Here is a 26,892-nt window from a genome sequence, read left to right on the forward strand (position 1 = left end):
AAACCTGAAATGGAATTCCGCGGGATTAAGCATAATTTACCTTGGGATGCTTACCGGGCTAATCCTGCCTTAGAACAACATTATGAAGCAGCAAAGGACCTGAATTACTGGGAGGCCTTTATGGATATGATGGTAGAAAATAGGTTCAATGTACTTTCACTTTGGAACTTGCATCCTTTTACCTACATGATCCAACCAAAAAACTTTCCTGAAGCTAGCCCATTTACGGATGCTGAATTCAAAAAATGGCAGGAACTATATCGTGGGATTTTCAGGATGGCTAAAGAAAGAGGAATTGATACTTACCTTGTTAATTGGAGTATCTTCATCAGTAAGGAATTTGCCAAAGCACATAATGTTGCATCAGATAATTTTTATCCAAATTTCTATGTCAGTGGGGATACATCCGAAATTGTAAAGAGATATACAAGAGAAAGTGTCACCCAAGTATTAGAGGAATATCCGGACCTTAGCGGTTTTGGAATTTCACACGGTGAAGGAATGGGGGGTATGACCCCACAAGAAAGACAAGATTGGATGAATGAGACTATGATTGAAGGTATGAGGCTGGCAAATAGGAAAACTAAATTTATCCACCGTGTCCCATTTTCCGCAAATTTAGGTTCTGGCGGTTCGACAAGTAAGGATACTGAAAGGTTGACTAGGGAAGCAATGGAAAAAATCGATTATTTTGATGGCCCAATTTGGGTTGAAATGAAATTCAATTGGTCGCACGCCCATTCCACTCCTGATTTGGTCAAAGTACATGGTGGAGAATTGGGAGATACCTATTTTGTTCCTGAACCAAAGAATTATAAAATTACTTGGATGGCTAGGAATGAAGATTTTTTCACACTAAGGTGGGGAGTTCCTGACTTTATCCGTTCGCACATTGCAAAAAATAACCACTCATATGTAGGGGGCTATTTTGTTGGGTCTGAGGGATACATTCCTGTTAAGGATTATTTTACAGCGCTGAAAGGCCCTGTAAACTGGAAATATGCTTTTCAAAGGCAATGGCTTTTCTACAAATTATGGGGTAGGCTACTTTATAACCCTAATACTCCAGATGAAATTTTTCAAGCCGAATTTGTCAGGAAGTACGGCAGCTCTGCGGCTGGCCTTTTAGAGGCATATTCTTTATCTTCATCTACTCAGTTAAGATTAGCTTCGGTTTTTGATTCAACTTGGGATCTGACATTATATAGCGAGGGATTCATGTCATTGGAAAGTGGATCAATGAAATATATATCTGTGAACAAGCTGATCAATCAAAAGACAATGGATCCGAATTATATTTCGGTTAAGGATTTCGTAGCAAGAGGTGAATCAGGTGGGACTGGATACCTCATGAAGATTTCGCCATTAGACCTTGCCGATCGGTTGGAAAGAGATTGTAAAAGAGCATTGGAATTGGTAAATAACATTGATGATTCAAAGGATATTTCATTGAAGTATGAAGTTTCTGATGTTAAAGCTTGGTCTAATTTGGGTTTACACCTTGCAGAGAAATTACGAGGGGCTGTTCAATTGGAAAGATTTAGAGTCTTGGGTGATGTTCAACACCAAAAATCAGCTATTGAACACTTGGAAAAAGCCTTGTCATTTTGGGATCAGGTGATTTTAATTACAAGACCGATTTATAAAGACATGCCACTGACGCCTTATCTTCATAACAATAATGCTCTCTTCCATTGGGAACATCTGAGACCATCAGTAGCTGAGGATATTTCCATAGCGAAAAGCCAAGAAATTAGTTCTTCAGACACCAATAATTTAAAATAGATTTCTATGAAACCATTCTTGATATCCATCTTTTTAACATTCCTATTTGTTTCAGAAACTTATAGTCAATCGGTTTACCTTCTGTTTGATAAATCCTCCACAGAGGCAAATTTTGCTGTGGGAAAACTAAAACCTGAATTGGCTTCAAAAAAGTATTCTGTAATTTCTCAACCAAAAGATTATCATTATTTGATAAGCCTAGGGATTGAGTCCTCCAAGATAGGACCCGAATCTTATGTGATAAAAAATGAGGGCAATAAAATTTCAGTCTTGGGTGGGGATGCAAGAGGTTTGATTTATGGAACACTATCTTTAGCTGAATCATTGAGAAATGGGGCAACCTTGCCAGAAATTGTTTACAAAAGCGAAAAGCCACATTTCCCCTTAAGGGCTATTAAGCACAACACATCGTGGTATTCCTACAGACCTAGTTCAGCTCTTGATCTTCACACGGAAACTTTGAAGGATGTTAAATACTGGGAGGCATTTTTGGATATGATGGTTGAAAACAGGTTCAATTCTCTTTCAATCTGGAATCTGCATCCCTTTGTTTTTATGATTCAGGCAAAAAATTTCCCTGAAGCCAGCCCATTTTCTCCCAAAGAAATGGAAGAATGGAAAAATTTGCATAAATCCATTTTTAAAATGGCAAAAGAGAGGGCAATTGAAACATACATAATACCTTTCAATATTTTCGTCAGTCATGAATTTGCAAATGCACATAACTTAGCGCAGAAAAATGTGTACCCACATTATTATGTACCCGGTGATACCTCAGAAATAGTCAAAAGGTATACTAGGGAAAGTATTACACAGGTTCTTCAGGAATACCCTGAATTGACTGGCTTTGGACTGACTCTTGGCGAAGGTATGGCAGGCATGACCCCGCAACAAAGAGAGGATTGGATGTTTGAAACATATATAGAAGGTATGAGGCTGGCTGGAAGACCTACTAAATTGGTTCATAGAATTCCTTTTTCAAGTACAACCGAATCATTGGGGGCTACTAGTGTTGAATTAGAAAAATTGACCAGAAAGGCTATTGAAAAAGAAGCTAAACTTGATTTTATTGATGGCCCAATTTGGGCAGATTTAAAATACAATTGGTCACATGCACATTCAACTCCCAAACTTGTGAAGGTTCATGGCGGAGAAATGTTTGATACTTTTTACAACCCCTTACCCGAAGGTTATAAAGTAACCTATACTGCGAGGAATGAAGATTTCTTTGCACTTAGATGGGGAGTTCCCCAATTTATCAGAGATCATATTTCCCAAAATAGTCAGTCCTATGTGGGTGGATATTTTGTCGGTTCCGAAAGTTATATCCCTGCAAAGGATTATTTCACAGCAGTGAAAGGTTCGGTTGATTGGAAATTTGCCTTCCAAAGGCAATGGCTTTTTTACAAGCTTTGGGGCAGGTTATTATATAATCCCGAAACCCCTGACGAAGTTTTTGCAGCGACCTATAAAAACAAATATGGTACCGACGGTGCTATATTATTGGAAGCGATGTCTTTAGCCTCCTCAACCCAAATGAAAATCGGTTCACTTTATGATTCAAGATGGGACTTTACCTTGTATGGTGAAGGATTGATGGCCTTGATTGGAGACACCACTAAATATATTTCTGCGGATAGACTGATCAATCAGCCTACTCTTGATCCGGATTATGTTTCTGTTAAAGATTATGTTTTGACTTTAAAAGGAGGGAAAGATTATGCACCTGGAAAAATCACCCCTCCGGTTTTGATAAGCCTTTTGGAAAGGGATTGCAATAAAGCTTTGGACCTTATCAAAGGGATTGAATCTCATCAGAATAATTCTTTGATGTATGAATTGGCTGATATCAAAATATGGGCAAACTTAGGTCTTCATCTTGCCGAAAAGCTAAAAGGATCTATTTCCCTCCAATCCTATAGGGAAGGCCTTGGAGACAATCATAAATTGGAAGCGGTTTCCTCCTTTACCAATGCCTTGCAGTATTGGGACGAGATCATAGCCATCTCAAGGCCGATATACAAAGACATGCCCCTGACCCATTACAATGGAAGCAGCCATGATAGAAATGATGATAACCTGTTCCATTGGGCACTGATCAGGGATGAAGTGGCCCATGATCTCGAAATTGCAAGATCAGCAACTATATCGAACCCTTAAATCAAAAAAAAAAATATGGATATACCATATTCTGCCAATAAACGAATTATCTCTTGAAAATCAGTTGGGAGGACGAAGACGGCAGACCGAAGAGAGCCTAAATTTTAATTTTGAGCCGTTTTCTTTATTTAGTTTTCGTCAACTGGTATAGAAGCGGATATAAAAAACAATATTCTCAAACCTATTAACCTATTTCAAGCTTGAAAAATCAAAAAGTGAATGGAGAAATAATATTTTGATTGAAAGACCGAGAAATGGGCACAGGATAGTTGTTATTTTGCCGGTCTACGTAAACCTTTCTTTATTAATCAAATTTTTTAAAATATTATGGGGTCATTTTTACATTTTACTTCCTCTTTATAATAGAAGGATGAGTAAACCCAGCACTCACATGAACCCTAACCCAAAAATACCAAATATTGAACATGTTCCAATTTATCCTTTAGGACATTCCGAATCCATTAAGGTTTATGAGAATAAACCTGATACGGATATCTGGAAGGCTTTTAATAAAGGGGATGAATTTGCATTTAATTATATATACAGGATATATGTTGCAATTTTGTTCCGCTATGGATGTCAGTTATGCAATGACCAGAGCCATATTCAGGACTGCATTCAGAATATTTTTATTGACCTCCGGCGGAGAAGGGGAAGTCTTAGTGAAGTCCAAAGCATCAAAAGCTATTTATTTAAGATTCTCTATCGGGACTTGACTAGAAAATCAAATAAAATGAAAGATGGTGTTGGCAAGAGCCAGGAAACATACAATCATTACTCCATTGAATTTTCTCAGGAGACCAAAATCATCCAGCAAGAAAATCTGGAGGAGAAAAGCAATCGAATTCAAACTGCATTAAATAAACTAACCTGTCGGCAGCGTCAGGCGGTTTTACTACTTTATGAAGAGGGGATGACCTACAAAGAAATCTCAGTAGCAATGGAATTGAATGAAGTAAAATCCGCCCGAAAAATCATTTATAGGGCATTGGCCACTTTAAAAACATTGCTTTCAAATATTAAGGAAGAAATTTAAAAAGGAATAGAGTCTAAAACTTTTATGAAATACAGAGATTACGATATAGCCAACTTTATTACTGATGAATTTTTTATCCAATGGGTAAAAAATCCGGATGAGAATAACCAACATTTTTGGGAAAAATGGATTTCCGAGCATCCTGAAAAAAGGACTTTGGTAAGTGAGGCAGCTAATTTGATCCGTTCGGTAAAATATGCGAATAGTCCTGAATTTACCGACAAAATGTACATTGAAACTTTTGAACAGATTCTCAGGGCCGACCATTCTCGTCAAGTAAGACAAACCAACGCTCAAATAATGACTTCTGCAAAAAAAAAGGATTTTTATTCGGTTTTTCCGATAAGAGGTATTGCAGCCTCCCTTTTGGTTTTGTTTTGCATATGGGGACAACATGAGGCGGTTAAATTCAGTCCCGAACCTGTCGAAATACCAGAAATACCAATGGTCACTCGATCAAACCCTGCTGGACAGAAATCCATTATTGATCTTCCGGACGGCACTAAAATCCATTTGAATTCAGAAAGTGAAATAAAGTTCCCCAAGGATTTTTCAGATGATATCCGGATGGTAAGCCTTAAAGGAGAGGCATTTTTTGAGGTTGAAAAGGAACACCGACCATTTTTGGTTCAGTCCGGAAATACCAAAATCTATGTATTGGGCACTTCCTTTAATGTCAACCAAAGAGGAAATGGATCTCTTTATGTGGCTTTGATGACTGGAAAGGTCAGTGTGAATACCGAGAACGGAAATCAAATGACTTTAGATCCCAATGAAATGTTGGAAATGAAAAAAGGGGGAGTTTTTCGAAAAACGGGATTTGATCCAATGGGCATAACAGGGTGGAAGGATAATTATCTCGTTTTTAAGAGTGCAAAATTACCTTATGTGAAGAAAAAGCTGGAGACATGGTATGGTGTTAAAATTATTTTTGAGGGTGATTTTGATGATAATTGGACCTATTCCGGAATATATAAAGACGAGATGTTGGAGAATGTGCTCCGAGGAATCTGTATGACATCAGGCATGATTTATAAAATTAAAAACAAACAAATAACCATAACCAACCCAAAATAACATGAAAAATAGAAATCACAACACCAGCTAACAAAGAAGGCAGGAACTGTTCTTGGCGGAACAGGCCCTGCCCGAGTTTAATGCCTCTGTCAAATTGGAATCCGAGGGAGGCAATAGTCCAAGTATTTCACACCTAAACCATTTCAAAGTTATGAATAAAAACATACAGAGACAACTGATCATGCTATCAAAAAGATTGATATATGCTTTCCTGGTACAGCTGTTTCTTTGTACGGTCATTTTGGCCAATCCAGGGAGTGCGCAACGCAAAAACATTGAGGAAGTGAAAATTTCCATGAATTTACAGGAAAAATCACTGGCCCAGTTTTTCAAGCAAGTGGAATCCAAAACGGATTTCAAATTCACTTATACTGATAATTTGGTTGACTTAAAACAACCCATCACAGTGGTGGAAAATAACAAATCTCTATATGATGTTTTGGTAGCTGTTTCCATGCAGACACATTTGAATTTTGTGCAAGTCAATGAGAATATTCATGTGAAAAGGTTAAATGCCATAAAAAAAGAAAAAGCTGTTGAGATTGTAGTAAAAGCTGATATTAATGTGAGGGGAACGGTAATAGATGATTCAGGAGAAGCAATCCCCGGGGTAACTGTTTTAGTAAAGGGCACGACTACGGGAACAGCAACAAGTCTAGATGGAAGTTATTCATTAAACGCACCGGAAGGATCTATATTGGTTTTTTCATTTATTGGATTTGTTTCACAGGAAATCAGTGTTGGAAACCGATCTACTATAGATGTGACACTAAAAGAAGATGTTTCTTCCTTGAATGAAGTTGTTGTAGTGGGGTATGGAACCGTAAACAGAAAGGATTTGACGGGTTCGATTGCTTCGGTTGGAAGTGAGGACTTAAAAGACTTGGCGGCTACCCGAGTTGACCAAGCATTAATGGGGAAAATTGCAGGAGTTCAGGTTTTGCCAGTTTCTGGAGAACCAGGTGCACCCCCACAGATCAGGATTAGAGGAGTAGGCAGTATTTCAGCCGGAGGCGGGCCTCTTTATGTAGTAGATGGATTTCCGATGGAAAGCATCCAAACAATTAATCCAAATGACATAGAATCAATGGATGTATTAAAAGATGCATCAGCAACCGCGATTTATGGTTCACGAGGGTCAAATGGAGTAATTATTATAAATACAAAACGAGGTAAAACAGGCCAAGCTAGTATTACTTATGATACTTATTTTGGAATTCAGCAAAATTCAAAAATGCCAAAAATGCAAACTGCATTGGAGCAGGCCCAGCATTATTTTGACGGCGTAAGGAATAAAAATATTGATGAAGGGAATGATGTTTCAATTCCTGTTGGTCAATGGAAAGTACCTGTTCCGGTAACACTTTTAGAGGTACTAGAAGGTAGACCAACAACCGAACCCGGTGCAACATTGAATTTTAGTGAGCATTTGGATGCGGTGTTACGAACTGCACCACAACAACAACATCAAATTACCGCAATTGGTGGAACAGAAAATGTTAAATATGTAGTAAGTGGAGAGTATTTAAATCAAGACGGGATTATTATAAACAGCAATTTTAAGAGATACTCTGCCCGAGCTAATATAGATGCTCAATTGTCAAAGAAATTGTCAATTAAATTAAACTTCAATCCATCTTATACAGATAAAACCAACGTTGGTGGCCCAGGAATAGATGAAATCGGCAGTGATGGTGGCAGGGGATCTGACATTATATATAATGCTTTAGTCATCCCCCAATATTATTCTCTTTACAATGATGATGGATCCTATTTTGCTTTTGGTAATGGTTTGGATGCTGTTGTATCTACCCAAAACCCATTAGTCTTAGCGAATGAAGTTAAACGGAAGCAAAGAGGAATCGGATTTTTAGGAAATGTGAACATTGAATATTCTATTTTGAATGATTTGAAGTTTAATGTAATGGCTGGTACTAATATGATGAGTGTAAAAGGTATGTATTTTAAGCCTAATTTACCTTCATTAAATAATGCGCCAGCTGTCGGTAGAGATAATGCATCTATGATGTTAAACTGGATCACGGAATATACACTGAATTACAAAAAGACCCTTGGTGATCACAGTATAGCTGGTTTGGTGGGTTTTACTTCTCAAAAGGAGAAAATTGAGTCTAACTTTTTGACAAGTAATAGATATCCTAATAATTTGGTTCCAACATTAAGTGCCGTAAGTGGATTATTGACTGGAGGATCTTCAGATATAAGTGAGTGGTCAATGATTTCATATTTATCCCGAGTAAATTACAGCTACAAGGATAAATATTACTTAACAGGATCAGTAAGGACAGATGGATCATCTCGCTTCGGTTCTGAAAACAAGTGGGGTTTATTTCCCTCAGCAGCAGTAGCTTGGCGGATATCAGATGAGTTTTTTTTACAGGATTTTTCTAAGCTTAGTGAATTTAAATTTCGTGCAAGTTATGGTGAGACTGGAAATAATAATATTGGTAATTATGATCATTATGCCACTATTAATTATGAAAGATATGCATTTGGTGAATCTGCAGTAGGTGGATATGCTCCAGGAAGATTAGCAAATCCTACCTTGACTTGGGAAACACAAAAATCATTCAACTTGGGTTTAGATATTAGTTTCTTTAATAACAGATTAGCGCTAACAGTGGATCATTTTCGGTCCAGAAACTATAATTTATTACTAAATGTGAATGTACCTGATGTTACAGGCTTCAGTAATTCATTGCAAAATATTGGAGAAGTTAAAAATCAAGGTTGGGAGTTTGTATTGAGTTCAGTCAATTCAGATAAAAAAGTCAAATGGAATACTGATTTTAATATTTCCACTTTCAAAAATGAAGTAGTCAAGTTAGGTCCAGAGGGAGATCCGATTATTTCTGGGGGGAATATTACTATGATAGGTCAACCAGTAGGAATGTTTTTTGGTTGGTTGTCAGATGGTATTTTCATGAATCAAGCAGAATTGGATGCGGGACCAATATTCAATCCAGGTGCACGTGATGCTTCTCGGGTGGGTGATGTCAGATTCGTAGATGTCAGTGGGCCAGAAGGTATTCCAGATGGGATTATAAACAGTTTTGACAAAACTATCATGGGTTCGCCATATCCGGACTTCTTCTACGGGATGACAAATAATTTCTCATTTAAGAATTTTAGTTTAAGTATTAGCCTTCAAGGGACTAAGGGAAATGAAATCCTTGCATTATCCAGAAATCAAGTAGCAAATCTCAGGTCTCGATTTAGACAACTTTCTACAATGAATGATTATTGGAAATCTGAAGAAGAACCAGGAAATGGGATTTCACCGAGACCTAATGATACGCCTACTGGGAATTTCCGAGGAAACTATAGTCAACTCTTTCTTGATACGGGATCTTACCTTAGAGTTAACAATATTTCCTTGAGTTATTCATTTCCTGAAATGCTGACAAAAAAATTAAAGCTTAGTTCACTTCGAATTTACGGTATTGCAAACAACCCATTTATTTTCACTGATCATGTTTGGTTCAATCCGGATGTAAGCAGGAGCGGAAGTGCATTAAATCCTGGGAATGAAAATTATGAGTACCCCTTACCAAAAAGTATGCTGATAGGTTTAAATATAGGATTTTAAGTAAACTATTTATTTAAATACGAAAAAAATGAAAAATATTAAAATATATATATCGATGTTCTTAGTTTTTACCATGACATCTTGCATGGATGAATTTATAGAACTTAAGCCAATATCTACTGTGAGCACTGATGCCTTATATAAAACAGATGGGGATTTTCAAGATGCGGTAACTGGTATTTATAGTGTTTTTAGGACCCAATATACAAGCATGTGGTTATATGGCGATATGAGAGGAGATGATTCATATGATGAATTAGTCAAAGGAACTGCAGCAGCTATGGATCTTTTCACGATAAATAACGATGATAATACCATAAGAAATACTTGGAGGAATTATTATATGGCAATTAACAGAGCCAATACTGTGATCTCCAAAATTGAAGAAGTTGATGGTTCCGTTGTTAGAAATAAGGATAGGCATATGGGAGAGGCTAAATTTCTTCGGGCCTTGGCATATTTTGATATGGTCAGGATTTTCGGAGACGTTCCCATGATCATTAAACCAATTTCTATTGAAGAATCTTATGAATTGGGAAGAGAAAAAGTTGCCACTATTTATCAGGAGGTTATCATTAAGGATCTTTTGGATGCAGAAACAAAATTGGCGGCAAATTATTCAGGAGCTGATGCGGGCAGGGCTACATCAGGAGCAGCAAAGTCTTTACTTGGAAAAGTATACTTGACATTAAAGGATTTTACCAAAGCTGAAGTTAAACTTAAGGAAGTAACTTCAATGGGTTATGCTTTGTTGACGGAATATGATGATCTGTTTGATTATTCCAAAAATGAACATCACAGCGAGTATATTTTTGATATAGAATATATTGATGGCGGATTGGGATTGGGAAATAACTTTACGAATCTCTTTTTTCCCAAAAACCCACCAATAACTAATTTCTACAATATAAATGGTGGTGGAGATGATGCAAATAACCCTCCTCGTTCATTATTCGCATTGTTTCCTCCCGGAGACAAAAGAAAGGATGTAACCGCTGCAGATGGATGGGTTGATGAAGACGGAAATTTTAATCAATTGATGCCAGCAGCAAATGCATCTTCTACATTCACAAAGAAATATCTCATTCCAAATATACCTTTAAGAAATGACGGAAGGGCAAATTGGAAAGTAATCCGATATGCTGACGTTTTATTGATGCTGGCAGAAGCCTTAAATGAAAATGGAAAAACAGAAGAAGCATTAGGATTATTAAATCAGGTTCGGGATAGGGCAGGATTAAGTGGATATTCTGGTATTTCACAAAATCAAACAAGGGAGAATATTTATCTTGAAAGAAGATTAGAATTGTCTTTTGAGGGTCACAGGTGGTTTGATTTGGTAAGAACTGGACGTGCCTTAAGCACCATGGAACCTTATGGAATGAAGCCATATATGACGGTTTTTCCAATACCGTTATCTCAAATTCAATTAATGAACAATCCTGCAATTTTCCCGCAAAATCCAGGCTATGATTGATTCAAAAAACCAAATTTTTAATCCTGAAATGATCTAGGTCATTTCAGGATTAATTATTTGGTCCATCATATTTCAATCCATTCGATTAAAATCCGATGTATTGTTATTCATACTAAATTAAAAAATCACTAAAACGAATAATTATGAAATCTAAAATAAAATTCCTTGCTTTTCTTTTTTGTGGATTGATAGTAATGCTATCGACCGCATGGATGCCAGTTCCTGAAAAAAAATCTGATTCAGAAGTTTTTACACCACCTTCGGGAAGGTACTTATATGTTGCTGTACCCGGTATCCGTAATTATCTAGGATATGGTGGTCACGGTATTCTTGTTTTTGATATCGAAAATAACCACAAATTTGTTAAAAGAATAAAAACTCAAGGCCTTTTGCCCAGTGGAATTCCTTCAAATGTAAAAGGAGTAGCTGTAAGTGTGCAACTTAACAGTATATATGTCAGTACCCTTCAGACTCTTCAACGCATTGATTTATCCACTGAAGAGATATTGTGGGAAAAATCCTACGAAGGAGGGACTGACAGGATGTCAATATCACCGGATGGGAAAACCATGTACCTTCCATCTTTGGAGAAAACCTTTTGGAATGTTGTGGACTGTGAAACAGGTGAAGTTATAAAAAAAGTGGAAGTGGTGCAAAGAGCTCATAATACGATTTATGGACCTTCTGGAAAACATGCCTATTTGGCTGACATTGCCTCACCATACTTACATGTTACCGACACAAAAGATCATACCATAATAAAAAAAATAGGTCCTTTTAGAGATGGAATCCGTCCATTCACCATTAATAGTGAGGAAACCCTGACTTTTGTAAATGTAGATAACCTGCTTGGGTTCGAGGTAGGAGACCTAAATTCAGGGAAAGTTTTGGCCCGAGTCACCGTTGAGGGTTGGAATATGGGTGACGTAAGACGCCATGGCAACCCAAGTCATGGTATTGGCCTTACCCCTGATGAACAGGAAGTTTGGGTAAGTGATGGGCATAACATGAGAATGCATATTTTCAGTACTAAGCCACCATATCAACAGCTTTCTACAATTCCTTTGCAGGATATGCCCGGATGGATTACATTCAGTTTGGACGGTAAATATGCTTACCCATCCAGTGGTGAAGTGATTGATGTTAAAACCAGAAAAGTTTTGCTTACGCTCCAAGATGAATTTTACAACAATGTTGCAAGCGAGAAAATGGTGGAGGTCCATATAAATAACAACAAAGTTGTTGCAGCCGGAGATCAGTTCGGTATTGGCCGTGCGACCAAGCAGATTACTTCGGTAAAATAAAGTTATTAATTCCTTCCTTTTTAATTGCCAAACCTTCAAATCCAGAATTGCATGATGGACCTGAAGGTTTGGTTAGAAGGGGATTTCTTGTTAAAATCATTACAGCATCCAGGAGCTATACAAATATTAAGAGTATATCATGAAGGGAAACCGACGTAAATTCATAAAAAATACACTTTTAGGTGGGATTGCTACAAGTGCATTACCACTAACTTCTTGCGGAACTTATGATGAAAAGGGGGATTCAAAAAATCCTCACCTAGATTTTTCCAGACTCAATGAAATTCTAAAACAACCTGTTTTTAAAAAAGAATTTTTTAGTAAACCGGTTATAATCAAGAGCATCGAATTATTGAATTTTAATGAAAATTATTTATGTAGAATTCGTTCGGAAGATGGAGTTGAAGGAATTTCGGTAGGTCATCCATTTCAGCAGAAATATCTCAATTCCTTATTCATCAACAGGGTTCAACCTTTTTTCATTGGAAAGGATGCGCGAGACCTTGAATCTCTAATGGAAAATTTTTATTTCTCTAACTACAAATTACAGGGTTTGGCCATTTGGATACCTTTTGCCACTTTGGAGTTTGCCATTTTGGATTTAATGGGAAAAATTTCGAATAAGTCAATTGGACAATTAATTGGGACAATTCACAACCCTAAAGTTTCAATATATACAGCTAACGGTGACCGCGATATTTCAGCAGAGGAGACTTTGGAGCGGATAGAAAAAGAGGTAGAGGAATCGCAAGCTAAGGCCATAAAATATAAAGTAGGTGGCCGCATGAGACGTAAGGATAATCCTGTAGGAAGATCTGAAAAATTAACCCAACTTATCAGAAAAAAATATGGCAGTCAAATGGTTCTTTATGCGGACTCAAATGGATCGTATACAGTGGATGAAGCTATTTCCATCGGTAAAGTTTTAGAAGATTATAAACTTGATTTTTATGAAGAGCCAGTACCATTTGATGAGTATGAAGAAACCCGACAGGTTTCTCAGGCTCTACAAATACCGATTGCTGGAGGAGAGCAAGAGCCCAGTCTTCGCCAATTTAGGTGGCTAATTGCAAGTGATGCCCTTCAGATTGTCCAACCCGATCAATTTTATTTTGGAGGGATGATCAGGTCAATGAAAGTTGCCCGCATGGCAGAGATTTATGGAAAAGTCTGTACACCTCATATGTCGGCTGGGGGACTTGGAAACCTGTATGTTATGCACTTTGTTTCTGCTATTCCCAATGCTGGGCCATATCATGAATTCAAGGGGCTAAGCAAGGATTTACCAATTGTATCCAGCACCTCATCTCTTGCAAGCGAAAATGGGGTGTTTAATGTCCCTATCGGTCCCGGATTAGGGATTGAGATTGATCCGGATTATATAAAAAAACACCAATTAATTAAAGCTTAAATTTAGTTCCCTTCTCTGATACGAATTACAAATTATAATTTCCACCAAGTAGAAATAACAAGTGGTAATCAAGAAAATAACGGGCGATCATCAAAAAGTAAAAATAAATGAAAATAGTTTTTCTAGATCTTAAAACGGTTGGGATAATACCAAACCTGAATTTGTTGGAAAAGTATGGTGAAGTGGCCTATTATCAGACAACTAAGCCTGATCTTATTTCAGATAGGATTAAAGATGCGGATATCGTAATAACAAATAAAGTTGTTCTGGACAAAAATACGATCGATAATGCTGATAATTTGAAACTGATCTGTGTTTCAGCAACAGGGACTAATAATGTGGACAAAGAGGCAGCTCAGAGAAAAGGTATACCAGTAAAAAATGCAATTGATTATTCTTCTAATAGTGTTGCCCAAGGCACTTTCTCCCTTTTATTGCACCTGTTGTGCAATATACCTTATTATGACAACTATGTGAAAGAAGGCTGCTACTCAAAAACCGATATTTTCACCCATTTCGGTGAACCCTTTTGGGAACTCAGCGGAAAGAGGTTTGGGATTATTGGCTTGGGAAACATCGGTAGAAGAGTCGCCAAAATTGCCGAGGCATTTGGATCAGAGGTTGTATATTATTCAGCCTCCGGACAGAATAATCACCAGGAATATCTCAAACTGGACCTAGAAGAATTTTTAAGTTCTTCTGACATTATTTCCATTCATGCTCCACTAAATAAATTCACATCAAACCTGATCAATTATTCTCGATTAAAACTCATGAAAAGCTCTACCATTCTTATTAATGCAGGAAGGGGTGGAATTGTCAATGAGACCGACCTAGCAAGAGCTTTAGATGAAGGACTTATTGCAAAGGCTGGTATTGATGTCTTTGAAAAAGAACCCATTGATGTTGAAAACCCACTCCTTAAAATAAAAAACAAAGATCGAATTGCTTTAACTCCCCATATCACCTGGGCAAGTACTGAAGCCCGGACACTTTTGATTGGGAAGGTAGCAAGCAATATAGAAGAGTTCATGTTGCAACAAGTGAAATAATACTGAATCCAAAATAACACCTATTTATAACCTATAATTACCTATTATAATGAGAATTAAAGCCGCAGTTTTACATGAAATGGGATTAAAGCGTCCTTATTTTGACAGTAAACCAATTCATATTGAAGAAGTTCAACTACAACCTCCTGGACCTGGTGAAATCCTTGTTAAAATACATGCCGCTGGACTCTGCCATTCGGACCTTTCGGTCATAGATGGAAACCGGCCTCGTCAGATGCCTATGGTTTTAGGCCATGAAGCTTCCGGTGAAGTGATGGAACTGGGCATTGGGGTAAAAGACCTTGCTATAGGCGATCATGTTGTTTTTTCATTTGTCCCTATCTGCGGACATTGTATGCCTTGTATGACTGCTCGTCCAGCACTTTGTGAAAATGGTGTCGCAGCTAATAATAAAGGGGAGTTGCTTGATGGTGGTTTGAGATTGAGGGATAACCAACAAAATATCATTCACCACCATATGGGAGTTTCCGGTTTTGCAGAATATACTGTCGTATCCAGGCAATCGGTAGTAAAAATTGAAAGAGAACTTCCTTTTGACATCGCAGCCTTGTTCGGCTGTGCTGTGATGACTGGAGTAGGGGCCATTATCAACACAGCCCAGTTAAAATTGGGTCAGACTGTTTTAATTACTGGAATGGGAGGTGTTGGATTTGCTGCTTTGCTTGGGGCTTTGGCAGGTGGGGCAGGAAAAATAATTGTTGCTGATGTCAATAAAGAAAAACTTACCCAGGCACTGGAACTTGGGGCTGATCATGTGGTGGATTCCAAGGATGAAAATGCTCTTGAGCAGGTAAAGGATCTTACAAATGGAGGAGTCGATGTGGGTCTTGAATTTGCAGGAGTTATACAGGCATTGGAATTCACCTACAATGCCACTGCTAGGGGGGGAAGGACTGTAACGGCTGGATTGCCGCATCCTAGTAAAATGATGGAATTTTCACCGATGAAATTGGTTGCTGAAGAAAGAATTCTTCAGGGATCTTATTTAGGTAGTTGTGTACCGGCCCGTGATATTCCTGCATATATTGCCCTTTACCAGACTGGTAGGCTTCCTGTTGACAAACTTATGACACATAAACTTAAACTTGAAGAGATTAATGAAGGATTTGAAAGATTGGCAAAAGGTGAGGCTATCCGTCAAATCATTACATTCTGATTGGGTTTTTAACAATTCCCATCAGAAGTATATCAGGTTATCGATAAATTAATTTAAAAAATAAAGAGTGGAAAATAACGATTTAATTAAAACAAAATCTTTTGTAAACGGGCAGTGGATAGGTTCTATTAATGGAAAAACCTTTGAGGTTACCAATCCGGCAACCGGTGAAATCATTGCCTCTGTTCCTGATTTCAATAGAGGTGATGCCCAAAAGGCGATTGAAGCTGCTTATGCAGCTTGGCCTGGATACCGGGACATGACAGCAAAAGAACGTTCAGGGTTATTAAGAAAATGGTATACCTTGATTTTGGAGCACAAGGAAGAACTTGCAAGAATAATGACTTTGGAATGCGGCAAAGTCCTAAAGGAAAGTCTTGGGGAAGTTGATTATGGAGCAGCTTTTGTTGAATGGTTTGCTGAAGAAGCAAAGCGGGTTTATGGGGATGTGATTCCTGCAAGCACAAAAGATAAAAGACTGGTGGTCATCAAACAGTCAATAGGGGTCGCGGCAGCTATTACGCCATGGAACTTTCCGTTGGCAATGATTACTCGGAAAGTCGGACCTGCCCTTGCAGCCGGAAGCACCGTCATTGTAAAACCTCCTTCCGAAACGCCCTTGACAGCTTTGGCAATATCATACCTAGCTGAAAAAGCGGGATTTCCTCCCGGCGTTTACAATACCATCACCTCAACCGAAAATAGTGAAATAGGAAAAGAGCTTTGTGAAAACAAAAAGGTTCGTAAACTTTCCTTTACAGGGTCAACAGCCGTAGGTAAAATTCTTATGAGCCAATGTGCGCCTTCCTTGAAGAAGCTTTCTTTGGAACTTGGTGGTAATGCACCATTTATTGTCTTTGATGATGCAGATATTGATGAAGCTGTTAAAGGGGCGATGGTTTCAAAATTCCGGAACAGTGGTCAAACATGTGTCTGCGTGAACAGAATATATGTTCAAGATAAGGTTTATGATGAATTTGTCATGAAATTTTCAAAAGCCGTATCTGCACTGAAAGTTGGAAATGGAATGGATAAAGATGTACAAATAGGTCCCTTGATCAATGAAAAAGGATTGAGTAAGGTAAAGCAGCATGTAGATGATGCAGTTTCCAAAGGGGCTGAAATTATAGTGGGAGGTGAGGAATTAGAGGGATTGTATTTTACTCCAACAGTATTATCAAACGCTACACGGGATATGATCATTTCCCATGATGAGGTTTTTGGACCTGTGGCCCCAATTTTTAGGTTCACCACCGAAGAAGAAGCAATTACTTGGGCTAATGACACCGAGTTTGGACTCGCCGCTTATTTTTATAGTAAAGATGTATCCAGGTGTTGGCGGGTTGCAGAATCGCTTGAATATGGTATGGTTGGCATTAATGAAGGGATGATATCTACAGAAGTAGCCCCCTTTGGAGGTATAAAGGAGTCTGGTATGGGACGGGAAGGCTCCAAATACGGAATGGATTATTTTATGGAAATTAAATACCTATGCTTCGGGGGAATCAAGTAATATTCAACTTGCTGGGTAGAATAAAATCTCATTTACTTATTAAAATTTTCAATTTAATTATTAAAAAAAAATAAGGTGAAAAAACACATATTTATTATTCCTGGAGATGGTATTGGAACAGAAGTCACAGCTTGTGGAAAAGCTGTATTAGATCAAATTGCAGAGGATGGAGGGTTTCAATTTACTTTTGAGGAGGGCTTAATGGGGCATGAATCCATTGAAAAATTAGGCACTGCTCTTTCTGATGAAACTCTTGAAAAAGCCAGGAACAGTGATGCTATTTTATTCGGTGCGGTTGGGCATGTTAAGTATGATAATGATCCCACTTTGAAAATCAGACCTGAGCAGGGGTTATTCAGAATGAGAAAAGAATTGGGCTTATATGCAAATCTGCGCCCAGTAATATTGTTTGATGAGCTTTTGAATGCATCCAGTTTAAAACCTGAAGTCATCAGAGGAACAGATATTCTATTTTTTCGTGAGCTGACTGGGGATTGCTATTTTGGAGAAAAATACCGAAGTGAAGATGGAAATACTGCTTCCGACCTGATGATTTATCATCGGTATGAAGTGGAAAGAATTGCTATAAAAGCTTTTGAAGCAGCAAGAAAAAGAAATAGGAATCTCTGTTCTGTAGATAAAGCCAATGCATTGGAAAGTTCCCGTTTATGGCGTGAAGTTGTTCAGGATGTTTCTCGAAGGTATCCCGATGTTGAAACAACTCATATGCTGGCTGATGCTGCTGCTATGCAATTGATAAAAAATCCAAAGTATTTTGATGTGGTGTTGACTGCAAATCTATTTGGAGATATTCTAACGGATGAAGCCTCTCAAATTGCAGGTTCCATGGGCATGTTGGCTTCAGCTTCAATTGGAGAAGGCACCGGATTCTTTGAACCAATCCATGGCTCTGCTTATGATATTGCAGGACAAAATAAGGCCAATCCGATTGCTTCCATACTTTCTGTGGCATTAATGCTTGAGATTAGTTTTGGTTTGCCTGAAGAAGCAAAAAGAGTGACCGATGCTGTTGGGCATGTCCTTAAACTCGGGTTCAGGACAGGTGATATTGCAGATATTTCAAGTGATCCCAAAAAAATATTGGGAACCAAGGAGATGGGTCTTCAGATCATTAATTCACTTAAACACTCAAATTTTCATTCAAGGGAAGTTCGATATTAGTTGAAATAAATAGGGAAATTTCGGTTTAAATAATATTGGGTTGGAGCATAAAAATCCTAATTTCTAATCCAGAACAAAAAATATAAAATATCATGAATCTCATAATTTTATTAAGTTCATCGGCAATAATCCTTTTGATTGCCTATTTCACATATGGCAAATTCGTGGCAGCAAAGCTAAAAATTAACAATAAAAATATTACTCCTGCACATACACTTGAAGATGGTATAGATTACATCCCTAGTAAAACACCACTTGTTTTGGGTCATCATTTTGCTTCCATTGCTGGTGCAGGCCCTATAGTTGGGCCGATCATCGCAGTAACATTTGGGTGGATACCGGCAGTTATATGGATATTGGTGGGGGGTATATTTTTTGGAGCAGTACATGACCTCACCAGCATGGTGGCATCTATGAGACATGATGGTAAATCCATCGGGGTGATTATCCAAAAATACATTGGCCAAAAAGGGAAGCAACTTTTTCTTATTTTCAGTTTTGCCACATTGATTTTGGTTATCGCGGTTTTCGCAGATATAATTGCCAAGACTTTTGTCGGTAATCCCGGTGTTGCGTCAGCCTCTATTCTATTTATCCTATTGGCAATCGTTTTCGGAATAGTCCATAAGGCTATAAAAAATAAAAGAGGAGCATTTACTGTTGCCTCTGTAATCGGTGTTGTGCTGATGTATTTTTTTGTATATGTGGGTATTCAGATTCCCTTTTTACTTGACTATAAAGTTTGGGTGGTTCTCCTAATGGTATATGCTTTTATTGCTTCGGTAACTCCGGTTTCTTTCCTTCTTCAGCCTAGGGATTATTTAAATAGCTTCCTTTTATATGGATTGATGATCTTTGCTGTCATTGGAGTTATGATTGCAAACCCTGATATTAAAATGGACAATCAGATTGAATTAAGCACCGAATCTCTAGGATATATTTTTCCTGTACTTTTCGTTACAGTTGCTTGCGGAGCGATCAGTGGTTTTCATTCACTGGTGGCATCTGGAACTACATCCAAACAGGTAAACAAAGAAGGGGATGCAAAAGTGATCGGGTTCGGAGGGATGTTAATCGAGTCTTTTCTGGCCATAATTGCTGTAGGGGCTGTCATGGTCATCAGTAGAACTGAATATGCCAGCCGATTGACTTTGGAGGGGCCTGTAACCATGTTTGCGGATGGATTAGGTGGGATTATTTCATCAACAGGAATTTCAATTGGCCTTGCTACTTCTTTTGTGGCTTTGGCAGTTTCAGCTTTTGCACTTACCACATTGGATACCTGTACCAGGTTGACAAGATTTACTCTCCAGGAGTATTTTGAAGATGTTGACAGTAAGCCCGGAAAAATGTTGGCTAAAAATCGTTTTTTAGCAACTTCTATTGTTGTGGTTTGCGCTGTATTTCTTCTTTCTTCGGGAGAATTCACAACGCTTTGGTCCATATTTGGATCGGCAAATCAGATGTTGGCAGCAATGGCACTTCTTGCGGTATCAGTTTGGCTAATAAAGAAAAAGGTAAGCCCCACTTTTGTGTTGATCCCTATGTTCTTCATGTTTGCTGTCACGCTTAGCTCACTTTTTCTTTTTGCAGTTAAAAATTTTAATGATGGGATTTATATTCTTTCGGTATTGGCGGGTGTGCTTTTTTTACTAGCATTGGTATTGATTTATTTGGCAAAAGAAAGTCTGAAAAAAGAACTGGAAGAACAGGATAAGAAGTTGAAGAAGGTATGATCAATTCAATTATGCGGGGAGTGTTTTTCAATTTTGTACGAGGAAGTATTTCGAATTTAAAATGATGACAATCCAGACAATTGGTAATTTATGAGAATTTGTTTTTGATCGGGAATATGTCAAGAGCAATTTCATGATTCAAAGATTTATAAAACGTAGGTAATCTGATCTTGAGACAGTTCCATTGACCAAAACCGGAAAGATCATTTTATTAACTTTGAACAATAGAGATTTGGTGATATTATTTGGGTAAGTGTATGAAAGTGAATTTGTTAAAAAACATACTTGTATACATACTACTGTTGGGTTGCTTGGCATTGATATCACCCACAGAAGCTCAACAGGACAGTCTCAAAACCTACGATTTACAGCCTGCCATAACCATAGCCCAAAAATTGGAAAATACAGTTAAATCTCTCAATAAGGTACACCAAACCTTCATTATAGGAGGAAGAAAATCCGAAGTCATTTCACTAAAGGAGCTTCCAGGTAATATTGCGGAAAAAACCGGAAGGCAGATCTTTGCAAAAATACCTTCTGCATTTGTCTATGACATGGATGGAAGTGGCAATCAGGTCAATCTTTCGGTTAGAGGCTTGGATGCCCATAGGAGTTGGGAGTTCAACGTGAGACAAAACGGTGTACTCATCAATACGGATATTTATGGGTATCCTGCAAGCCATTACTCTATGCCAATGGAAGCAGTAGAAAGAATAGAAATGGTGCGCGGAACTGGAGCACTTCAGTTTGGACAGCAGTTTGGCGGTTTGCTAAACTATGTGCTGAAAGGACCGGACAGTACTCGGACCTTTGCATTTGAAAATATTACAACTGTGGGCTCCTTTGGCCTTTTATCTTCTTTCAATTCCATCGGGGGAAAGGTCGGTAAACTTTCTTATTATGCGTATTATCAAAAGAGGGTTTCCAATGGCTATAGGGACCATGCACGATCCGAATCCGATGCACAGCATGGACAAATTTCCTATGAGTTCAATACAACCCTAAAACTCACAGCACAGGTGTCAAGAAGTTATTACATGTACAGGATTCCCGGTCCTCTGACTGATGGGATGTTTGAAGAAAATCCTAGGCAAGCAACCCGTTTGAGGAATTTTTATTCTCCGGACATGGTCATACCCTCACTTACACTTGACTGGAAGATATCTCCCAACACTACTTTGGAATGGATTTTATCCGGAGGTTTTGGGCAAAGGAACTCTCTAATTTATGATACCTTCGCCAATGTGCCAGATCTCATTTTGCCCGAAACCAAAGACTTTGCACCAAGAAACGTAGATATTGATAATTACAGAAGCAGGACCTCTGAAGCCAGATTGTTGCATGAGTACCTGCTCAGAGGAAAAAAGCACCAACTTAATATATCCACCCGATACTTCAACAACTTCTTTCAGAGAAGGCAAAGGGGAATGAATACCACAGGTTTTGACTATAACTTGAGTATCAAAGGGGATTTTGCCCGAAATATTTTCCTTCATTCCGAAAGCATTGCAGTGGCTGTTGAGAATCAATTTAACCTGACCAATAAATTTTCAGTCTCTCCGGGGTTCCGATACGAACATGGACAATCAGACATGACAGGACAGATAAATTACCTTGAAGCTTCTGATGTACCAAGATCCATTCCCTATCGTTTTGCAGCTATGGGGGTTCACACAAATTATGAAATCAACCACTTCTCCCGAATCTATGGAGGCATCTCTCAGGCTAATAGACCCGTATTATTTGCAGATATAATTCCCGGCAGCCCATTGGCCACTATTGCTCAAGACTTAGAACATGCTTTTGGCTATAATGCAGAATTGGGTTGGGAAAATTTTTTGACTGATAGATGGAAATACAACCTCACTTATTTCAGGACTTATATGGGTAACCGGATCGGAAATGTTTTGATGGAAGAAAACGGGCAAACAAAAGTTGCAAAAAGCAATACTGGCAATAGTATGACCGATGGAGTGGAATTGTACTTGGAAGGGGAAATTTTCAGATCTGAAAATTGGCTGCTTTCCGCCTATACTGCAAGTTCATATATGAACGGACGCTACATTAGCGGTGAAGTAGCATCAGGAAATCAAAACATGGACATCACCGGTAATCGGATTGAATCAGTGCCTAGATGGATTAGCAGAAATGGACTTTCCGCATCTTATCAAAAAGTCAAAATGGTCTTTCAGCACCAATATGTTTCAGAAACCTTCGCCGATGCCATTAATACGGAATCCCCTCCTGCTACCGGATCAGTGGGTTTAGTGCCAGAATATCACATTTGGGATGTCAATTTGGTAGTTCCCTTTGGACAAAAATATATATTCAGAGCTGGTGTTAATAATGTTTTCAACAAACAGTATTTTACCAAAAGGCCCCAAATGTATCCCGGCCCGGGAATATGGCCTTCTGATGGCAGAGGAGTGGTGATTTCTTTGAATATGAAGATTTACTAAAAAAGCCAATTCAAAATATTGCAGATTTATTCAAAAAGGAATAAAACTATGGGGTCATTTATAACTTTTACTTACTCTTATTAATGATACCTTATTCAAACCATAAGGATTTTAAAGTATTAATAATGATTTACCCGTGAGTGGGAAAATATCTGATTATATTCCTGCAATTAGTAATTAAGTATAGGAAATTTTATAAGTAATGCTATAATGGAAAATGGAATTTAATATGCTGAAATACAATACAATTATATTTGCAATTATAGTTTTAGTAAGTTGTAAAAATTCTGTTTCTGAGGAATTTGTACTTGATTTGGAGAAAACACGATTTAAGGCGATGATAGAAGGAAATGTGGAACTATTGGATCAGCTGATCTCTGATGATCTGTATTATATCCATTCAAATGGAAAAGTCGACTCCAAGGATACTTTTATCAAGGGCATTAAAGATGGTACCTCAAAGTATGGAAATATTCTAATAGAAGAATCCAAAACTCGGATATATGGAGATGCTGCCATTATCAATGGAATCTGCACTTATGAAAATAAAAAACCTGATGGATCACCCAATAACCTTCAACTAAAATACACGAGCGTCTATGCGAATTCAGATGGTAACTGGAAGTTTGTCAGCTGGCAATCTTTCAGGATGGGCCCCTGATAAATAGTGCTTTTCAACAAGTAAAATTGGTTTTTCTTAATAATAATAAACATTTTACCCATGACCCAAAACCTCCAAATCCACAACAACCTCAAAGAAACCTATAAAGACATCTACACCCAAGAAGCCCTTGATGCCCTTTCCTTTCTTTCACCTTTCAATTCCGACATCAAAAAAATAATGAAGGAAAGAATTGAAAGGAGGAACAAACGGAAAAACAGCAAATTGAGAATTCAATTTCTGGATCAGGATTCAAAGATAGATGGTACAGATATTTCAGTAAGGGATGCCAGGTCCGGGAATTTTGAAGGGAAACCAGTGCCTAAGGATCTCCAAATGCAATGGATTCAGGGTACAGGGCCCGCAGCAAAACCCAATGCACCATTGAACAGCAGTATTCGCAATGTGGCTTACGCATTACTTTCCGGAGCAGATGGATGGATGTTTGACGGGGAAGACGCATTGGGTCAGATTGACAGTATGTCTCTGGACAACCAAAGGAATCTGAAACTTGCCATCAGTCGATCCCCTGTTTTTTTGGAGGTGGCAGAAACTGTTTCCAAGGAAATGAACAAATGGGCCAATGGATTTTTTGGACATCCGATTGTCTCTGACTGGGAAAAACAGCTTGACTTCACAACCATCATTTTTAGGGCGAGGGGACTACATTTGGATGACAGGCATATCATTGATCAAAATGGTGTAGGAATGGCTGCCTCTATTGTGGACCTGACCCTCTATGTGGTCAATAATTATAAAGCCCTGCAGGCAAGAGGTTCATCCATAGTTCTTTATTTGCCAAAAATACAGACAGCAGCTGAGGCTGCACTATGGAACAAGTTGATGTCTGCACTTGAAAATCATTTAAATCTTGAAACCGGAACCATAAGGGTCTATGTGCTGATAGAACAACTTGAAGCTACATACCAATTGATGGAAATAAGGGCTGCGTTGGGCAAACACTTCGTGGGCTTCAATACCGGAAGATGGGATTATATCAACAGTGTTTCTGATGCCATGTCCTGGGATGGGGATTTTGTAAACCCAAACATTGAATCCATTACCATGACCTATGGCTATATGAGAAATTATGAAGACAGGGTCAGAAGAGCGGTCAACACCCCAGATAAATCAGGAAACTATGCCCTATGGCAGGGTGGAATGGAACCCAACATCCCGGTGGGTTCCAAGGAAGGTGTTACCTCCAGTATGGAAAAGGCATTGAAAGGAGGACAAAGGGAACAGAATGAAGGAGCAAGTGGTAAATGGGTTGCTCATTGGAAAATGGTCCATATCATCAGACCAGTATGGGAAAAGGTTGGTGAACCTAACCAACTGGGCCGTAAATTCCCTGAATTGACCCATACCGTAGAAGATTCAAATGGACTCTTGGAGCTTGAAGATGCCCCAAGGACTATCAATGGCGCCAGAAATCTGATCAGTGTTGCCCTTCAATATGGTAATGCATTTGGTCAGGGCATGCAGGCAGCCGCCCTAAAACCCGCAGATTTTTTTGGAAATGACAATGTGCTTTACCTCATGGAAGACATGGCCACAGGAGAAATAAGAGTGAGCATACTTTGGGAATGGATACATAAAAACGCCATCATTACTGAAGATGATCCAGATTCCAAAGTGAAAAAAGGACATGCTTTTTCCATTGGGCTTTTTGAAAGCTTATTGGAAGAAGAATACCAAAAACTGTTGAAGGCCGGAAACAAGGATGTCCATGATGATTCAAAAGCCACAACCTTGCCCATATCAAAGGAAATAGTCAGGACCTATGTATTGACCAAACAAAAGCTGCCCTGGTTTATAGATCTTTTAAATATAAATCTGAACAATTCGGATTTAAAAGAAGCCAAATCCAGAATTGAAAAATATACCAATGCCTTTCTTAAGGATGGAACCAGAATTACCGAAAATCTTGATTTCTAATCGAAAAACTTAGGAAACATATTCTAGAGGAGTAAGAGAAAATATATAGCTGAGCAATCTCAGACATCACCCAGTACCTTCTATTTTGAAATATCAATTATCACTTAACCCAATATTTATGGCCATTGATTTTGCACTGGTTTCTGAACTTAAAAATAAAATAAAAGGAGATGTTTTGTCCGATCAATATTCATTGGGGATGTACGCTACCGATGCCAGTATTTATCAAATTGAGCCTCAGGTAGTGGTTCTTCCCAAGGATGAGGAAGATGTGAGAAATGCCATAGCAATTGCTAGAAAAAACAAATTGAAAATTTTGCCCCGAGGAGCGGGGACAAGTCTTGCCGGACAAACTGTCGCCGATGGACTTGTAGTGGATTTTTCCAAATACATGAACCAAATTCTGGAAATCAATGAAAAGGAAAAATGGGTGAGAGTTCAGCCCGGCTTGGTCAGGGATGTGTTGAATGAAAAACTGGCACCTTTAGGATTGCACTTTGCACCTGATCCTGCGACCAGCAGTCGGGCCAATGTGGGAGGTATGGTGGGTAACAATTCTTCTGGAACAAAAAGCATTCTTTACGGAAAAACAGTAGATCACATTTTAGAAGCCAAAGTTGTTTTGGCCGATGATACGGTGCTGCATTTAAAGGAAAACTCTCCAGAACAATACCATGCTAAAAGCTCCCAATCTGGTAGGGAAGGTGAGATTTATAATGGGTTTCAAAATATTGTAAATAGTAATTTGGATGACATAAAGTCCAAATTCCCCAAAGTAATGCGTAGGGTTGGTGGTTACAATTTGGATGAATTTGTTAATACTGACCAATGGAATTTGGCTAAAATAATCACCGGTAGTGAAGGGACTTTGGCCACTACCCTTGAATTAAAATTAAACCTTGTTGATTTACCAAAATTCAAGTCTGTAGTGGTGGTTCATTTTGGTGAATTGTTGGATGCTATTTCCTCAGTCACACCCATGTTGGAATTCAATCCCTCTGCCATAGAAATACTTGACCGGACGGTATTGAACCTTTCCAAAGAGAACCTGACGACCAAACAGCATTGTCATTTCATTGAAGGAAATCCTGCTGCCATTTTGATAGTGGAGTTTTATTCGGATTCTTTCGAGGATGTGATGGAAAGGCCTGAGCAGATGATTCTAAAATTGAAAAGCATGGGACTCGGTTATGCTTTCCCATTATTTCCCGAAGGCAAAGCTTATGAAGATGTTTGGATTGTCAGGAAAAAGGGCTTGGGCCTGATGTTGGGAATCAAAGGAGATAAAAAACCCCTTCCATTTATTGAAGATGC

General features: G+C 38.4%; 17 protein-coding genes. All 17 read left to right on the top strand.

What is annotated here, in order from left to right:
* Window positions 1-1,785 (top strand): hypothetical protein (locus ACEW8U_RS02430; RefSeq protein WP_373520442.1); only part of this gene is annotated, 1,785 nt, incomplete at its 5' end.
* Window positions 1,786-1,791: 6 nt separating this feature from the next.
* Entirely contained in the window at window positions 1,792-3,945 is a 2,154-nt protein-coding gene (locus ACEW8U_RS02435) for a glycoside hydrolase family 20 zincin-like fold domain-containing protein (protein ID WP_373520443.1), read from the top strand.
* Window positions 3,946-4,336: 391 nt separating this feature from the next.
* Window positions 4,337-4,981 carry an RNA polymerase sigma factor gene (locus ACEW8U_RS02440; RefSeq protein WP_373520444.1) on the top strand — a complete coding sequence of 215 codons (645 nt, stop codon included), beginning with the start codon at window positions 4,337-4,339 and terminating at the stop codon, window positions 4,979-4,981.
* A 24-nt stretch (window positions 4,982-5,005) separates the two neighbouring features.
* On the top strand, window positions 5,006-6,058 hold the full coding sequence (locus tag ACEW8U_RS02445; protein ID WP_373520445.1) for a FecR family protein: 1,053 nt from the start codon (window positions 5,006-5,008) through the stop codon (window positions 6,056-6,058).
* Between the two features lie 499 nt (window positions 6,059-6,557).
* Window positions 6,558-9,668, top strand: a complete 3,111-nt coding sequence (locus tag ACEW8U_RS02450) for a SusC/RagA family TonB-linked outer membrane protein (protein ID WP_373520446.1) — start codon at window positions 6,558-6,560, stop codon at window positions 9,666-9,668.
* A gap of 28 nt (window positions 9,669-9,696) precedes the next feature.
* Window positions 9,697-11,145, top strand: a complete 1,449-nt coding sequence (locus ACEW8U_RS02455) for a RagB/SusD family nutrient uptake outer membrane protein (protein ID WP_373520447.1) — start codon at window positions 9,697-9,699, stop codon at window positions 11,143-11,145.
* 143 nt (window positions 11,146-11,288) lie between these two features.
* On the top strand, window positions 11,289-12,449 hold the full coding sequence (locus ACEW8U_RS02460) for a YncE family protein (RefSeq protein ID WP_373520448.1): 1,161 nt from the start codon (window positions 11,289-11,291) through the stop codon (window positions 12,447-12,449).
* Between the two features lie 139 nt (window positions 12,450-12,588).
* The gene (locus ACEW8U_RS02465) at window positions 12,589-13,860 is read left to right on the top strand and encodes a mandelate racemase/muconate lactonizing enzyme family protein (RefSeq protein ID WP_373520449.1); all 1,272 of its coding nucleotides are present in this window, start codon (window positions 12,589-12,591) and stop codon (window positions 13,858-13,860) included.
* 107 nt (window positions 13,861-13,967) lie between these two features.
* Complete coding sequence (locus tag ACEW8U_RS02470; RefSeq protein WP_373520450.1) at window positions 13,968-14,912, top strand: D-2-hydroxyacid dehydrogenase; 945 nt, start codon at window positions 13,968-13,970, stop codon at window positions 14,910-14,912.
* Between the two features lie 49 nt (window positions 14,913-14,961).
* A complete protein-coding gene (locus ACEW8U_RS02475; protein WP_373520451.1) occupies window positions 14,962-16,089 on the top strand; it encodes a zinc-dependent alcohol dehydrogenase family protein in 1,128 nt (375 codons plus the stop codon).
* 67 nt (window positions 16,090-16,156) lie between these two features.
* A complete protein-coding gene (locus ACEW8U_RS02480) occupies window positions 16,157-17,602 on the top strand; it encodes an NAD-dependent succinate-semialdehyde dehydrogenase (protein WP_373520452.1) in 1,446 nt (481 codons plus the stop codon).
* Window positions 17,603-17,677: 75 nt separating this feature from the next.
* Window positions 17,678-18,784, top strand: a complete 1,107-nt coding sequence (gene leuB, locus ACEW8U_RS02485) for a 3-isopropylmalate dehydrogenase (RefSeq protein WP_373520453.1) — start codon at window positions 17,678-17,680, stop codon at window positions 18,782-18,784.
* 92 nt (window positions 18,785-18,876) lie between these two features.
* Complete coding sequence (locus tag ACEW8U_RS02490) at window positions 18,877-20,520, top strand: carbon starvation protein A (RefSeq protein ID WP_373520454.1); 1,644 nt, start codon at window positions 18,877-18,879, stop codon at window positions 20,518-20,520.
* A gap of 257 nt (window positions 20,521-20,777) precedes the next feature.
* Complete coding sequence (locus ACEW8U_RS02495) at window positions 20,778-22,979, top strand: TonB-dependent receptor family protein (protein ID WP_373520455.1); 2,202 nt, start codon at window positions 20,778-20,780, stop codon at window positions 22,977-22,979.
* A gap of 229 nt (window positions 22,980-23,208) precedes the next feature.
* Window positions 23,209-23,640 carry a nuclear transport factor 2 family protein gene (locus tag ACEW8U_RS02500; RefSeq protein ID WP_373520456.1) on the top strand — a complete coding sequence of 144 codons (432 nt, stop codon included), beginning with the start codon at window positions 23,209-23,211 and terminating at the stop codon, window positions 23,638-23,640.
* A 60-nt stretch (window positions 23,641-23,700) separates the two neighbouring features.
* Window positions 23,701-25,578 (top strand): malate synthase, encoded by a 1,878-nt coding sequence (locus ACEW8U_RS02505; protein ID WP_373520457.1) that lies wholly within the window; start codon window positions 23,701-23,703, stop codon window positions 25,576-25,578.
* 118 nt (window positions 25,579-25,696) lie between these two features.
* Window positions 25,697-26,892, top strand: a 1,196-nt coding sequence (locus ACEW8U_RS02510) for an FAD-binding oxidoreductase (RefSeq protein WP_373520458.1), incomplete at its 3' end; no start/stop codon positions are given.

It is taken from the genome of Aquiflexum sp. (assembly GCF_041751335.1).
GTDB lineage: Bacteria > Bacteroidota > Bacteroidia > Cytophagales > Cyclobacteriaceae > Aquiflexum.